This window comes from Paenibacillus diazotrophicus, from assembly GCF_042610465.1.
This window is the reverse complement of the sequence record NZ_JBGJZN010000003.1, coordinates 1-15,236: the sequence shown is the minus strand read 5'-3', so window position 1 is coordinate 15,236 and position 15,236 is coordinate 1. Positions and strand designations below refer to the sequence as shown.

General features: G+C 45.2%; 14 protein-coding genes. 8 read left to right on the top strand and 6 right to left on the bottom strand.

Going from position 1 to position 15,236, the window contains the following annotated elements:
* Window positions 1-78: 78 nt before the first annotated feature.
* The 4 genes from jag to rpmH form a co-directional block, all read right to left on the bottom strand.
* Complete coding sequence (gene jag / locus ACAN54_RS14250) at window positions 79-813, bottom strand: RNA-binding cell elongation regulator Jag/EloR (RefSeq protein WP_379155954.1); 735 nt, start codon at window positions 811-813, stop codon at window positions 79-81.
* Window positions 810-1,730: a YidC/Oxa1 family membrane protein insertase gene (locus ACAN54_RS14245; protein ID WP_379155950.1), complete on the bottom strand. Its 921-nt coding sequence runs from the start codon at window positions 1,728-1,730 to the stop codon at window positions 810-812. Before ACAN54_RS14245 ends, jag begins: the two co-directional genes overlap by 4 nt.
* A gap of 86 nt (window positions 1,731-1,816) precedes the next feature.
* Entirely contained in the window at window positions 1,817-2,167 is a 351-nt protein-coding gene (rnpA, locus tag ACAN54_RS14240; protein WP_074086485.1) for a ribonuclease P protein component, read from the bottom strand.
* A gap of 354 nt (window positions 2,168-2,521) precedes the next feature.
* Window positions 2,522-2,656: a 50S ribosomal protein L34 gene (rpmH, locus tag ACAN54_RS14235; RefSeq protein ID WP_019914530.1), complete on the bottom strand. Its 135-nt coding sequence runs from the start codon at window positions 2,654-2,656 to the stop codon at window positions 2,522-2,524.
* Window positions 2,657-3,328: 672 nt separating this feature from the next.
* Between rpmH and dnaA the strand changes: the two genes are divergently transcribed.
* From dnaA to gyrB, 6 genes are all read left to right on the top strand, one after another.
* Window positions 3,329-4,675 carry a chromosomal replication initiator protein DnaA gene (gene dnaA, locus ACAN54_RS14230; protein ID WP_379155946.1) on the top strand — a complete coding sequence of 449 codons (1,347 nt, stop codon included), beginning with the start codon at window positions 3,329-3,331 and terminating at the stop codon, window positions 4,673-4,675.
* Between the two features lie 196 nt (window positions 4,676-4,871).
* Complete coding sequence (gene dnaN, locus ACAN54_RS14225) at window positions 4,872-6,014, top strand: DNA polymerase III subunit beta (RefSeq protein ID WP_379155943.1); 1,143 nt, start codon at window positions 4,872-4,874, stop codon at window positions 6,012-6,014.
* A 46-nt stretch (window positions 6,015-6,060) separates the two neighbouring features.
* A complete protein-coding gene (yaaA, locus tag ACAN54_RS14220) occupies window positions 6,061-6,288 on the top strand; it encodes a S4 domain-containing protein YaaA (protein ID WP_379155940.1) in 228 nt (75 codons plus the stop codon).
* A gap of 22 nt (window positions 6,289-6,310) precedes the next feature.
* A complete protein-coding gene (gene recF, locus ACAN54_RS14215; RefSeq protein WP_379155937.1) occupies window positions 6,311-7,429 on the top strand; it encodes a DNA replication/repair protein RecF in 1,119 nt (372 codons plus the stop codon).
* Window positions 7,430-7,444: 15 nt separating this feature from the next.
* Window positions 7,445-7,693: an extracellular matrix regulator RemB gene (remB, locus tag ACAN54_RS14210; RefSeq protein ID WP_020425573.1), complete on the top strand. Its 249-nt coding sequence runs from the start codon at window positions 7,445-7,447 to the stop codon at window positions 7,691-7,693.
* A gap of 46 nt (window positions 7,694-7,739) precedes the next feature.
* Entirely contained in the window at window positions 7,740-9,650 is a 1,911-nt protein-coding gene (gene gyrB, locus ACAN54_RS14205; protein ID WP_379155933.1) for a DNA topoisomerase (ATP-hydrolyzing) subunit B, read from the top strand.
* Window positions 9,651-9,739: 89 nt separating this feature from the next.
* Here gyrB and ACAN54_RS14200 read toward each other — a convergent pair whose 3' ends face one another.
* A complete protein-coding gene (locus ACAN54_RS14200; protein ID WP_379155930.1) occupies window positions 9,740-10,606 on the bottom strand; it encodes a YheC/YheD family protein in 867 nt (288 codons plus the stop codon).
* Window positions 10,607-10,971: 365 nt separating this feature from the next.
* Between ACAN54_RS14200 and gyrA the strand changes: the two genes are divergently transcribed.
* Window positions 10,972-13,515 carry a DNA gyrase subunit A gene (gene gyrA, locus ACAN54_RS14195; protein WP_379155927.1) on the top strand — a complete coding sequence of 848 codons (2,544 nt, stop codon included), beginning with the start codon at window positions 10,972-10,974 and terminating at the stop codon, window positions 13,513-13,515.
* A 197-nt stretch (window positions 13,516-13,712) separates the two neighbouring features.
* The gene (locus ACAN54_RS14190; protein ID WP_379155924.1) at window positions 13,713-14,813 is read left to right on the top strand and encodes an HD-GYP domain-containing protein; all 1,101 of its coding nucleotides are present in this window, start codon (window positions 13,713-13,715) and stop codon (window positions 14,811-14,813) included.
* Between the two features lie 184 nt (window positions 14,814-14,997).
* Here the strand turns inward: ACAN54_RS14190 and ACAN54_RS14185 are convergent.
* Window positions 14,998-15,236, bottom strand: a 239-nt coding sequence (locus ACAN54_RS14185) for a hypothetical protein (RefSeq protein ID WP_379155921.1), incomplete at its 5' end; no start/stop codon positions are given.

Here is a 15,236-nt window from a genome sequence, read left to right as displayed (position 1 = left end):
TGAATAATTATAGTCTTGTATTCCAAAAAAACAATGACCCCTTTCATTGGTCAAGGAGTCATTGCGGCACTATAGTCTCTACTTTAATGTGATAACGACCCGGCGGTTCGGTTCTTCACCCTTACTGAGTGTATTAACCTGCCGATGATCCTGTAATCTGGAGTGAATAATCTTCCGTTCCTGAGGGGACATCGGCTCAAGCACAACCTCTTTGCGGGTACGAACAACTCGTCCTGCCAAGCGGTCAGCCAGTTCTTCCAGCGTCTTCTTCCGGCGTTCGCGGAAATTCTCCGCATCCAGTACAAGCCGGATAAAACTATCGGAATATCGGTTAGCAACAATATTAGCCAAATACTGCAAAGCGTCAAGAGTTTGTCCTCTTCTACCGATAAGCAGCCCTAGATCCGGACCGGATATTTGCAGAACAGTCGATTCCTTGGTATGAACGATTTCTACTTCCACCTCGAGCCCCATGCTCTTGGCGACATCCACAATGAACTGAACAGCTTCTTGGTAAGCATCCTCTACCGGATGTCCGGAATCTAGGCGTGGTACACCGCCGGCAGCCTCTGGTTTGCTCTCTCTTGTTGACTGCTGAGACAGTGACGGAGCACTCGCCGCTGTTGTCGGTGCGGCTTCGGCAATCAAAGTCAATTCGACCTTGGCACCCTTCGCACCGATCAATCCCAGGAATCCTTTTGATGGCTGTTCCAGTACGTTGACCGATACCCGGTCCTTCTGAACTCCAAGCTGATTAAGGCCACGTTCTACAGCTTCTTCAATGGTTTTCCCTGTCGCGACGACTTTGCTCATTTTGACTTTTTGGCCTCCTTATTCCCTTTGCTGCTGTTGCCTTTTGCAGCAGGAGTAACATCCTTACGAGCGGAGTTATTCTTACCCTTCACCAGATTGACTTCTTTGGCACTACCGGTGCCTGCACCAGCAGTAGCAACAGCCAATTTGGCTTTGTCATTGTTGCGGTATAAGAAATAGTTCTGAATAATGGTATACAAGTTACTGTAGAACCAATACAGCGGAAGTGCTGATGGGAAGTTGTAGGACATGATGAAAATTAGAACTGGATATACCATCATCATGAACTGCATAGGGCCCTGCTGTTGTACAGGATTCATCTTGGTCATCATCCGGGTTTGCAGGAACGTAGTCGCTGCTGCCAAGAGCGGAAGGATGAACAGATGATCTGGCTTCCCGAGCTGTAACCACAGGAACGAGTGCTCACGAAGAGACGGGTTATAATAAATCGAATTGTAAAGCGCGATAAAGATCGGCATTTGCACAATCAGCGGCAGACAGCCGGCCATTGGGTTAACCTTGTTCTCCTGGAATAGGCGCATCGTTTCTTGCTGTACCTTTTCAGGTGTATCTTTATATTTTTTCTTGATTTTCTCGAGTTCCGGTTGAATAGCCTGCATCGCACGCGAGCTTTTTACCTGTTTCATCGTAAGCGGCAGGATGATTGTACGGACAATGATAACCATTACAAGGACGGCCAAACCATATTGTCCATTAAACCATTTAGCAAAGGTATCCAAGGCTGTGGCAAAATAATAAACCACATTACTCTGCCAGAAACTTCCGTGCTTCAAATCCTCCGTAGTGTGAGTTACAGTTGTTGACGACGGAGAGCACCCCGACAGAACAGCAATCATCAATACCATTACACCGAGGAGAAGAAACCATTTTCCTCGTTTAGTCTTCAATAGAGACACTTCAAAACCCCTCTCTTAAACATTCCATTGCATCGTAAATCATACCATATTTATGAATACAAATAAACAAGCCCATTCAGCCCCTATTACGCTCGTGAAGCCTTGAGCAGCTTGGCTTTGCGAAGCACATGAAGAACGCTTTTCTCCAGTTCAGCATAATCCTTGGAGAGTGCTCCTTTTCTTACGATAAACACCATATCAATCCCTCCGGAAATTTCCGGTTCATGATGTCTGACAATCTCTTTGACGAGCCGTCGCATCCGATTGCGAACAACCGCGTTTCCGACCTTCTTACTGACCGACACTCCAAGCCGGAACCGCTCCACCTCTCTTCTGCTGAACCAATACACTACGAACTGATGATTGGCAAATGACTTCCCATGGCGGTATACGCGGCTGAAGTCGGCACGGTTTCGTAATCGTAAACTTTTGTGCACGGGAATCTCCTATTCATAGACCGGACTTACAGTCCTCCGGAATTTTATCTTCTAATTAGTATACTCATCGGCAAGCTGACATAAACAGCTCTGGTTCTGAACACTTCTATCCGCTACATCAATTATATTCTTACATTAAAAAAAGCCCGGCAAAGTATAGCAACGCTGTCTTAGGCGTATTCCTCTGCAGAGCTGAATAATTCCATACAATTAATAAGAAACGGTTACCCTTGTAGTTTATTAAAAGAGAACCGCATCTGACGGTATATAAGGAAGTAATTAATTTATGGGTGTAAATCATACGTCCCTAACATTTAAAAAAGGACCACAGCAGTGGTCCCTAAGTGGCCTAACTTACGCACTCAAAACTTTTCTGCCTTTCAGGCGGCGGGCTGCCAGCACTTTACGGCCGTTTTTCGTGCTCATTCTTTTGCGGAAACCATGCACCTTCTTGCGTTTGCTCACATTCGGTTTGAACGTCGGTCTCATGTATTGCACCTCCCTTACAGGATCATAATTACTGTCATATAAGCAGAAACGGACTAAGCCGTCCTTGAAGTAGGGACAGTATCTACAAGTATTATCATTTTAATTTGGAGACATATCCTCACAGAAAACACCTTTATATATTAAATCACACAATCCGCACAAAAGTCAACCTTGTCTACTTACCTTTACGCATCCTCATTTTCACTGCCTTTATCCACAATTCTCAGGATTAAAAATAATCCACAGCGTTTTACAGTTATCCACCTGTGATTAAAAAACAAACCGGATGCTCACAGCTTCGAATAACCTGTGTATAAAAATTTTGGGGTCGTGACGGAAACTGTCGAACGGTAAACAAATTATCAACAATATCTAGTGTTGTTCTTAATAATTATACACAAGTGATTGAATTTGTGGATAAAATGGCTGTGCACATTGAAAAACAAGGGTGGTTTTGCTATGATGGTATTACTTTTGAATGTGAATAGATTTGTTTGTTCCCTATATTATCAACAAGCTGTGGATAAAGTTGTGAACAATTCAAATTTATCCATATTTTTTTGTCTCTATATATTGCCTATTGGGGATAAGATTCAGCACCAACCCATTTTCTTCGACATTTCCACTTCATGGCTGATGCCACATTTGGAAGATTTAAAGGAGTGACAGTCTGTGGACAGCCATACTTCCGAATTATGGCAGCAAATTTTATCGATTATTCAAACCAAACTAAGCAAGCCGAGCTTTGATACCTGGTTTAAGGCCACGAAGGCGCTTACTTTCGGCCCTCAGGCTCTAATCATCTCGGCGCCTACAACCTTTGCCGTAGAATGGCTGGAAAGTCGTTATACAAAATTGGTAGGAGCTACGGTTTATGAAGTTACCGGAGAGCAAGTTGAGGTCAAATTTGTCATTGAGGAGAACAAACCGGCTGAGCCTGTAGTTCAACAAATGGCCCCTTCTCCAGCGGTATCGCGTGAAGAAGCGCAGACCCATCTGCTTAATCCCAAGTACACTTTTGATACGTTCGTCATTGGTTCAGGCAACCGTTTTGCACATGCTGCCTCACTTGCAGTAGCCGAAGCACCAGCCAAAGCTTACAATCCCCTGTTTTTGTACGGAGGCGTGGGATTAGGAAAAACCCATTTAATGCATGCAATCGGACACTATGTGCTTGAACATAACCCGAACAATAAGGTTATCTACATCTCGTCCGAGAAATTCACGAATGAATTCATCAATTCCATCCGTGATAACCGCGGTGAAAGCTTCCGTAACAAGTACCGCAATGTTGACATTTTGCTCATTGACGACATTCAATTCCTCGCCGGCAAAGAGTCAACGCAGGAGGAATTTTTCCATACGTTCAATGCTTTGCACGAAGAACGCAAACAAATTATCATCTCCAGCGACCGTCCACCAAAGGAAATTCCCACATTGGAAGAACGGCTGCGCTCCCGGTTTGAATGGGGACTCATCACCGACATTCAGCCGCCGGACCTGGAGACGCGTATTGCCATTCTGCGTAAGAAAGCCAAGGCAGAGAACCTCGATATTCCGAATGAAGCAATGATGTACATTGCCAATCAGATCGATACGAATATTAGGGAACTGGAAGGTGCACTTATTCGCGTAGTCGCCTATTCTTCCCTGACCAACCAGGATGTAACGACTCATCTGGCAGCCGAAGCACTTAAGGATATTATCCCTTCCAGCCGGCCGAAGATGATCACAATCAATGATATTCAGCAAAAAGTCGGCGAATATTACAATTTACGCATGGAAGACTTCAAAGCGCGTAAACGCACGAAGGCTGTAGCTTTTCCAAGACAGATCGCCATGTACCTTTCCCGGGAGTTAACGGATTATTCGCTGCCTAAGATCGGAGAAGCTTTCGGAGGGCGAGACCATACAACCGTTATTCACGCCCATGAGAAGATTACACAGTCATTAAAGGTAGACCAGGAGTTGTACAAAGTGGTAAATAATCTTGCGGAGAAAATTAAAAATCCTTCCTAAGAGGAACAAAGAGCCTATACACAATCTATACACATGTGGGTAGGCTTAATTTTATGCTGTTTTCGGGGTTATCCACATAAACGGAGCCCCTACTACTAATACTAATAAATAACTATAATAATTCATCTTCTAAAAGGCGAGTTTCAAAGAGTAAGACCATCACCGAATTCCCAATTTTTCAGCTAGGAGTGAAATCATGAAAATAAGCATTCTTAAAAATGAACTCAACGAATCGATAGGTCACGTATCCAAGGCAATCTCCAGCAGAACCACCATCCCGATTCTGACCGGCATCAAGTTTGAAGTCAGCCATCAGGGAGTTACCTTGACTGCCAGCGATACGGATATCTCCATCCAATCCTTCATTCCTGCAGAAGATGACAGCCATACGATTGTAAAAGTCGAGCAGCCCGGAAGTGTTGTGCTTCCAGCCAAGTTCTTCGTTGAGATTATCAAGAAGCTTCCCTCCAAAGAAATTCACATGGAAGTCAAGGAAGGCTTTCAAACCTATATCTCTTCCGGTTCCACCGAGATTCAAATCGTCGGCCTTGACCCAGAGGAATTCCCTGTGCTGCCTAGTATTGAGGAGAACGAGACCATCTCAATGCCTGGTGATTTGCTGAAGAATATGATCAAACAAACGGCTTTCTCCATCTCTACCCAGGAGACAACTCCTATTCTGACAGGGATTCTGTGGAACCTTAGCGATAATGAATTCAAGTTCACAGCCACCGACCGCCACCGTCTGGCGACAAGAGCTGCACATCTGGAAGGTACCGAAAGTGTCCAATTTGCTAATGTTGTTATTGCCGGTAAAACGTTGAATGAACTCAGTAAAATTATTCCGGACCAGAATATGCTGGTGGATATTGTAGTAGCCGACAACCAGGTGCTGTTCAAGATCGATAAGGTGCTGTTCTATTCACGGATCCTGGACGGAATTTATCCTGATACTTCTAGAATTATTCCGACTGCCTATAAAACAGAACTAACTTTGGATACAAAAAAACTCAGCGAATCCATTGACCGTGCTTATTTGTTGTCCCGCGAGGAGAAAACAAACATTGTTCGTATGCAAACGCTGGATAATGGCGATATTGAAATTTCATCCAGCTCATCGGAGCTGGGTAAGGTACGTGAAGAGCTGGAAGTCATTGATTTTAAAGGCGAACCGCTTAAGATTTCCTTCAACTCCAAATATATGCTGGATGTGCTCAAGGTAGTGGAAAGTGAGCAGCTCGTAATTGCTTTTACCGGAATGATGAGCCCGATTATCCTTAAACCACTGGATGAAAGCCAAAGTCTTTATGTAATTCTCCCATACCGGACTACGAATTAATGCCGCTCCATGCACATGTGGATAAGTGGCTGAAAGGACGAAAATCATGAAAAAAATACTTATCCACAGTGGATACATTAAGCTCGACCAGTTTTTAAAACTCTCTGATTGTGTATCCACAGGGGGAATGGCCAAAGCCCTGCTCCAGGAAGGACTCGTACGGGTTAACGGAGAAAAAGAAGATCGGCGTGGAAGAAAGCTGTACCCGGGTGATAAAATAGAGGTTCAGGATAACGGCGTTTTTGAGGTTGAAGGCGGCGGAATAAAAGAGTAATACTTCGGGGAGGCACAGCTTCGTGTTTGTCAAAAATATCGGTCTGCAGCATTACCGCAATTACGGGCTGCTGCGTCTGGAGAATCTGGGCGATGTAAATCTGATCCTTGGTCAGAACGCCCAAGGCAAAACCAACCTCATGGAGGCACTATTCGTGCTGGCAATGACCAAGAGTCACCGAACCTCCAAAGACAAGGAGCTAATTTCCTTTGACGCACCAGCAGGCTCCGCGCAGATTGTGGCCGAGGTAGAACGTAAATACGGGGATTTGAAGCTGGAGCTGACCCTGACTACTGGTGGGAAAAAAGCCAGAATTAATGGACTGGAGCAGCGCAGGCTGAGTGAGTTTATCGGCTCTTTGAACGTAGTCATGTTCGCTCCAGAGGATCTCGAAATTGTCAAAGGAACGCCAGGCATCCGGCGCCGGTTTCTCGATATGGAAATCGGCCAAGTTCAGCCGGGCTACCTGTTTCATCTGCAGCAATACCAGAAGGTCCTGCTCCAGAGAGGCAACCTGCTGAAACAGCTTTGGGGAAAAGAAGCTGCTGGCAAAGAGCTTCTAGAGATTTGGGATGCCCAACTTGTAGAACATGGTGTTAAAATCGTCAAAAAAAGGAAACAATTCATAAAGAAGCTGCAAATTTGGGCAGAAAGCATTCACCGGGGGATTACGAATGGTGGAGAAGAGCTGAAACTACTGTATGTTCCCTCTTTTGGTGAGCGTGAGATGGAAGATGAAGCTGTCTTATTAGACAATTTTATGTTAAAGTTATCACAAACGAGAGATCAGGAAATCAGACGCGGCATGACGCTGACGGGTCCCCATAGGGATGACCTGTCCTTTTTTATCAACGGAAGAGAAGCTCAGGTATACGGTTCCCAAGGGCAGCAACGCACGGCAGCTTTATCGCTCAAGCTGGCGGAAATTGAGCTGATCCATGAGGAGATCGGAGAGTATCCTGTGCTGCTTCTTGATGATGTTTTGTCTGAACTTGATCCCTATCGTCAGACCCAGCTTATCGAAACTTTTCAAAGCAAGGTGCAGACCTTTATCACCGCCACCGGGGTAGAAAGTCTGAGTGCCGATAAATTAAAGGGCGCAAGCCTATATCATGTGCATGACGGCAAAGTGGAGATTTAAGAGCGGAGGAAGACTATGTATATTCATTTGGGCGGAGAAAAGATTATTCGATCCTCAGAGTTAATTGCTATATTTGATATCTCGATTGAGAAATCCTCTAAGGTATCGAAGCAGTTCATTGTTCATTCCGAGCAGGACAAAAAACTGGAACGAATCGGTGAAGAGGAAGCGAAGTCCATTGTCGTAACCAAAAACACGGTATATTACTCCCCTATTTCTTCCTCCACTCTCAAAAAACGAGCCAAAATCTTGTTGGAAATATAATATTGTATGATGCACAAGAGATAATCTGAAAGAAGTAGGTGAAGGCATGTCAATGAATCAACCGACATATGATGAGAGCCAGATTCAGGTACTGGAAGGACTGGAGGCAGTTCGGAAACGTCCCGGCATGTACATCGGCTCTACCAGCGCCAAAGGTCTGCATCATTTGGTCTGGGAGGTAGTCGATAATAGTATCGATGAGGCGCTGGCAGGCTATTGCGACCGGATTCAAGTGATCATTCACGAGGATAATAGTGTTACTGTAATTGATAACGGCCGGGGTATCCCTGTTGGTGAGAATGTGAAGCTGAAGAAGTCAACGCTCGAAGTCGTTATGACTGTCCTGCACGCGGGTGGGAAATTCGGCGGTGGCGGATATAAAGTATCAGGCGGTCTGCACGGAGTAGGGATATCTGTCGTGAATGCCTTGTCCGAGAAGGTAGTTGTGAACGTCAAACGTGACGGTCATATCTACCAGCAGGAATATAGACGCGGTGCTCCGCAATATGACATCAGGGTTATCGGTGATACCGAGGAGACAGGTACAACTACAACGTTCCATCCGGATCCGGAGATTTTCACAGAAACGACTGTGTTTGAGTATTCCACACTACTTACCCGTGTTCGTGAATTAGCTTTTCTGAACAAAGGTATTGAGCTTTCGCTGCTGGATGAACGAACAGGCGCATCCAATGTGTTCAAATACGATGGCGGTATCGTTGAATATGTGAAATATCTCAATGAGAAAAAAGAAGCACTGCACGAGAACCCGATTTACGTTGAAGGCTCGCGTGATATGATTGCGGTAGAAGTCGCTCTACAGTACAACGACTCCTATACAGAGAACATTTACTCATTTGCAAATAATATTAATACACATGAGGGCGGGACTCATGAATCCGGCTTCAAGAGTGCATTAACAAGAATCATTAATGATTATGCCCGTAAAACCGGTGTAATCAAAGATAGCAGCTCCAACCTGACTGGTGATGATGTACGTGAAGGTTTAACGGCGATCATTTCCGTCAAAATTCCTGAGCCACAATTCGAAGGACAGACCAAAACCAAGCTTGGCAATAGTGAAGTGCGCGGTATCGTGGAATCCCTTTTCGGAGAAAAACTGCAGGAATTTTTGGAAGAGAACCCGGCAGTATCCCGGCGCGTACTGGAGAAATCAATGCAGGCTTCCCGTGCCCGCGAAGCAGCCCGCAAAGCCCGTGAGCTGACCCGCCGCAAGAGTGCACTTGAAGTTAGTGCTCTGCCGGGCAAGCTGGCTGACTGTTCTTCCAAGGATGCCTCTATCAGCGAATTGTATATCGTCGAAGGGGACTCCGCTGGCGGCTCCGCCAAGCAGGGCCGTGACCGTCATTTCCAGGCGATTCTGCCGCTTCGGGGGAAAATCCTGAACGTGGAGAAGGCACGCCTCGACCGTATATTGTCCAATGCTGAAATTCGGGCGATTATTACAGCTCTGGGAACTGGCATCAGTGATGACTTTGATTTGTCAAAAGCCCGTTACCATAAGGTTGTCATTATGACCGATGCGGATGTCGACGGAGCACATATCAGAACTTTGCTGCTGACGTTCTTCTATCGCTACATGCGAAAGATAATCGAAGCAGGTTATATTTATATCGCTCAGCCGCCACTGTTCAAGATTGAGCGTAACAAGGTCATCCGCTATGCTCAAACTGAGAAGGAACGGGATGAGATTATTGCGACCTTTGGTGAGAATGTTAAAGTCAACGTTCAGCGCTACAAAGGTCTTGGAGAAATGAATGCGACACAGCTTTGGGATACGACTATGGATCCTGAGACCCGCATGATGTTGCAGGTCACCATTGAGGATGCCATTTTGGCTGATGGAATTTTCGATACGCTGATGGGCGACAACGTTGAGCCACGTCGGGAGTTCATTCAGGAGCATGCGCAGTCCGTACGAAACCTGGATATCTAATATTTGTTGGTGGTTATAGTGAACCTCCGTTTTCTCTGTTTGTAATGAATAGGAGAGAGCGGAGGTTCTCTTTTTTATGGTCTTTTATTCTATTTGTGCCGGTGAACCAAGGTGCGGCTTCTCTTCAGTCTGCCGTATGCTGCGGCATAAAGGCGGATTTTGCGGTAAATCGCTTTATTCTGAAATCTGCTGAACACAATAATGGATGGGAGTGTATTGACCTCGAGTAGCCAGAGATCGTGATGCGGATCCAAAGCCACATCAAGTCCAATCTCTTTAAGATCCGGATAAGCGGTTTCTAACTGAGCGGCTATTTTTACTCCTAAGGATTTCAACTGCTGAATGGTCGCTTTCAGTTCCAAAGGACCCATATGCTCTTTAAGCAGATTGTGGACAGTAAGAATGCTGCCTCCACTATGATAGTTGGTGACGACTTTTTGTGGAGCTGCTACTCTCCCCAGTATTCCCGTGGTTTCCCATGCCCCTGACAAGTTTTTTTGTGTAAGTACCCTTAGATCAAAAGGCAGTTCCTGATGACAGAGTAGATCAATACCCTGCTGGATCAAATAGATACGGCCCTTAATCCGTGGCAATAAAGCTGCATGTAGCTCTTGCAGTGACGAAAAGGCTTCTGCATCTTTTGCATAGCGAAGGATATAGATTACCTTTGGTTCAACAATTTTTTCGGTACTTACGATTTCAGGGTTTGGAGAGCAATCAGTACCTGGCTGTTGGTCAGCTGGGCTTAAATGAACCGTGCGTTGTTCTGCCCTCATTACACCATTGCCGTAAGTGCCGCGATCTGGCTTAATATATACCGTTCCATAGATCCCAAGTAGTTCTATTAACGCCTCTTGACTATATTTGCGCGTGTCGGGGATGAATACAGCCAACTGGCGGTTTTTCAGAATGACTTTCGTCTTGGCCCATTTGCTGGATACCCGCTGAATGCTCATGATCTACCTCCTTCAAAATATTACAAGCAACTGATCCATTACTCATCTGCTAGTCATAAAAACTGGTCTCATGTACATTGGGTTTGGCACTATGCATACGGAAATGTCAGGACAAGCCACACAAACAGTGGTATAATATAAGGATATGGGGCTATGTCTTTTGAGACAAAAAAAGGGATATAAGCACATTCATCTTGTCTGTACAGTCTATGTGCTGAAGAGAATTGCGGAGAGGGCGTATACCCGTATTCCGCTAAAAGAAATCATTTTAGAAGATAAAAGGCTATCATGTTTAATTGTGCTACTTTTGTGAAAGTAATATAATAAAGGGTAGCGGTTTTTAACTGAAGGAGGTCCAGCAACTCATGGCTGAACAAAATAACCCGCAAGTCAAAGATCGGGACATTGGTGTGGAAATGCGCGAATCCTTTATGGATTACGCGATGAGCATCATTGTGAGCCGGGCTTTGCCGGATGTGCGGGACGGACTTAAGCCTGTCCACCGACGCATTTTGTTTGCGATGTCGGAACTTGGAATGTTTGCCGATAAACCTCATAAGAAGTCAGCGAGAATCGTCGGTGAGGTAATTGGTAAGTATCATCCTCACGGGGACTCTGCTGTTTATGAAACGATGGTACGTATGGCGCAGGATTTCTCAATGCGGTATATGCTCGTGGATGGTCACGGAAACTTTGGTTCCATTGATGGGGATATGGCTGCTGCAATGCGGTATACCGAAGCTAGGCTCTCCAAAATTGCCGGAGAAATGCTTCGCGATCTGAATAAAGAAACAGTGGATTTCGCACCCAACTATGATGGTGAAGAGAATGAGCCGGTAGTATTGCCAGCCCGTTATCCAAACCTACTTGTAAATGGGGTATCGGGTATCGCTGTTGGTATGGCTACCAATATTCCTCCTCATAATATGGGAGAGGTTATTGATGGTGTACAGGCCATGATTAAGAATCCTGATATTACACCCATGGAGCTCATGGAATATATTCAAGGCCCGGATTTCCCGACCGCCGGTTATATTTTAGGACGTGAAGGTATCCGGCAAGCCTATCGAACTGGCCGCGGATCGGTTACGATGCGGGCCAAAGCAAATATCGAAGAGAATAACGGAAAAGCACGGATTATTGTTAGTGAGCTGCCTTACCAGGTCAACAAAGCCAGATTGGTAGAAAAAATTGCTGAATTAGTTCGTGAAAAACGGATTGAAGGCATTACAGATCTGCGTGATGAATCCGACCGCAATGGTATGCGTGTAGTTGTTGAGATGAGACGTGATGTGAATCCGAGCGTTGTGCTGAACAATCTGTACAAACACACCTCGATGCAGTCTACATTTGGAATTAACATGCTGGCTATCGTTAATAACGAACCGAAGATTCTTAATCTCCGTGATGTGCTTTATCACTACTTGCAGCACCAGATCGAAGTTATCCGTCGCCGGACTATTTTTGATCTCAAGAAGGCTGAAGCTCGGGCACATATCCTGGAAGGCCTTCGGATCGCCTTGGATCATTTGGATGAGGTTATTGCCCTAATCCGTGCTTCCCGTACTACGGATATTGCACGCGATGGCTTAATGAGCACCTTCAGCCTAAGCATAGAACAGGCGCAGGCCATTCTCGACATGCGGATGCAGCGCCTGACCGGGTTGGAACGGGAAAAGATTGAGAATGAGTATAATGAGCTTTTGGCCAAGATCGCTGAGTATCGCGAAATTCTGGCTAATGAGCATTTGGTTCTGGAGATTATCAGCAATGAGCTTCAGGAGATTCGGGATAAGTATTCTGATGACCGCCGTACGGAAATCACGGTTGGGGAAGAAAGTATCCTCGATGAGGATCTGATTCCGCGTGAAGAGGTTGTTATTACCATTACACATACCGGTTATATCAAGCGTCTACCAGTTAGCACTTACCGCAGCCAGAAGCGCGGAGGCCGTGGTGTTATTGGGATGGATACCAAAGATCAAGACTTTGTGGAGCATCTCTTTGTGAGCAATTCCCACAATTATCTGATGTTCTTTACCGATAAAGGTAAGGTCTACCGGATCAAAGCCTATGAAATTCCGGAGCTGGGACGCACTGCACGGGGGACGCCAATCATCAACCTGATTCAGATTGAACAGGGTGAGAAGATTAGTGCTGTAATCCAAGTCGAAGATGCGGACAGCGATAAATATCTGTTCTTTGCTACCCGGGAAGGGATCGTGAAGAAGACACCTCTTGAGGATTACAACAATATCCGCAAAGGTGGATTGATTGCGATCAATCTCCGTGAAGAGGATTCACTGATCGAGGTGAAGCTGACAGATGGTGAGCAGAATCTGATTATCGGTACAGCACGTGGGATGTCGATTACGTTCTCTGAGAATGATGTTCGTTCTATGGGACGCAGCGCAACCGGGGTTAAAGGTATTTCACTGGATAACAATGATCAGGTCATAGGGATGGATTGTGTAGATAAGGAGCTTGAGGTACTGATTGTAACCACCAAGGGTTATGGCAAACGTACCCCTGCCATCGACTATCGCTCTCAAACCCGTGGTGGCAAGGGAATCAAGACCATTAATCTTACTGACAAGAACGGTCCGGTAGTTGGACTGAAGGTTGTCAAAAAAGATGAGGATCTCATGATCATTACGACGAGCGGTACTCTGATCCGTACCAGCATGGATGGCATTTCTACCATGGGCCGTTATGCACAAGGGGTTAAGCTGATTAATATCCGTGAAGATGATGCAGTGGCTACGCTCTGCAGAGCTGACAAGAATGAAGAGGATGAGTTCTCCGAACAAGAGACTGGTGACGACAACTTGGATACAGCAGCAGAAGAAACTGTTGAAGAAGGACAGTCCGAACCTATCTCCGATGGTGACGAAGATAACCTCGAATAAAATTATTATGAAGAGTGTGGGTTTCTGCTTGCAGAGACTCATGCTCTTTTTACATACATGGGGTTGAAGTGAACTAATAATAGGAATTAATTTTCAGGAAACGCCTTGTCCATCTAGTCGCTTGAGGTTATCCATACTATAATTAGGGAAATAAAATCACTGAACACAAGTGTCACTGAAACAGAGGGGCTGAATGTATGCCAAGCATATCCGTAGGGGAAATTAAGGCAGGTACAAAAATTATTAAAGATGTGGTCACACCCTTGGGTGGGGTCCTCTTCACCAAAGGTAAAATTATACTACCGAGGGACATTGAAATTTTGCAGGCCTTCTTGATTCAACAAGTAGAGATTGAAGGTTCTCAGGGGGAAAATAATCCTCTTGAAACAGCCAAAGCCACGAAGCAGACAGTTTCCACTAAATCCGGTGCTGTAATCAATGAGTCTCAACTGGCCAAAAGCAATTCTCCGCTTCACGATGAGTATGAGAAGATGGTGGCACTTGTTAAGAAAAGCTATGCTTCAGCTGCTGCCGCCCCACTACCTATATTGGAATTACGAAGTCAGTTAGAGTCACTAATCAGCTACTTGAAGGACTATCATGTATTGAAATTTGCACCACGCGTTCTTTTGGAACAGGAATATAATTATCACAATGCGGTACTCTCTGCCTTAACCTCCTATAAGATTGCCCAATGGTGTGGATATCCCCAAAAGGATTGGATGCAGTGTGCTTTTGCAGGCTTGCTTCATGATATAGGTAACGTAAAGGTAGATGCTGACCTGCTCCAGAAACCAACGCCCTTGAGTGCTTCTGAGATAGAGGAAGTTCGCAGGCATACCACTTATGGATACCAGCTACTGCGTAATGTAACAGCTATCAATGAAGGCGTTCGACTGGCTGCGTTGCAGCATCATGAGAAGATTGATGGCTCGGGTTATCCGCTTCATATGGAAGGCAGTCAGATCCACTTCTATGCCAAGATTGTGGCGGTAGCAGATATATTCCATGCCATGACACTCGTGAAGGCCTATAGAAAGGCGCAGTCCCCTTATCTCGTATTGGAGCAGCTGCTTACAGAGAGCTTTGGCAAACTGGATCCAGTCATTGTCCAGACGTTCATTCAGAAAACAACCAACTTATATAACGGTACAAGAATACGTCTTAGTGATGGTCGCCATGGTGAGATTATTTTTACGGACCGCAGTAATCCCACACGCCCTATGGTACAAGTGGAAGGTGCGATTGTTAACTTAATGCTGGAGCGAGAGTTGTATATACAAGAAATTATTGCTTGAGGCAATCAGATTTGTTTGTGCTATGAGACTGTTTCTCTTCTTGCTGCGCAACATTGGGTGGTTAAGAAAGGAGCAGTCATTTTTATTAGGTATATTAATAATAAAATAAAGCTTGCAATCAAAATCTGTACATGGTATATTCTTATTCCGGCCAAGAATTAGTAACGCCGAGCTCGAAATGAAGTTAAAAAAAGAGCTTGCATTCATCGGTCGGACATGATATATTATAAGAGTTGCTGGTGACGAGATAAACGGCGCCGACAACGAGCTTGATCTTTGAAAACTGAACAACGAGTGAGTGGGATTTCACGCAAGTGAGATCCAAAAATAGAGAATGAAAATTCTCGTCAGATGTTTCAAAATGAGCAATCGCTCTTTCTAAATACCAATTTGGAGAGTTTGATCCTGGCTCAGGACGAACGC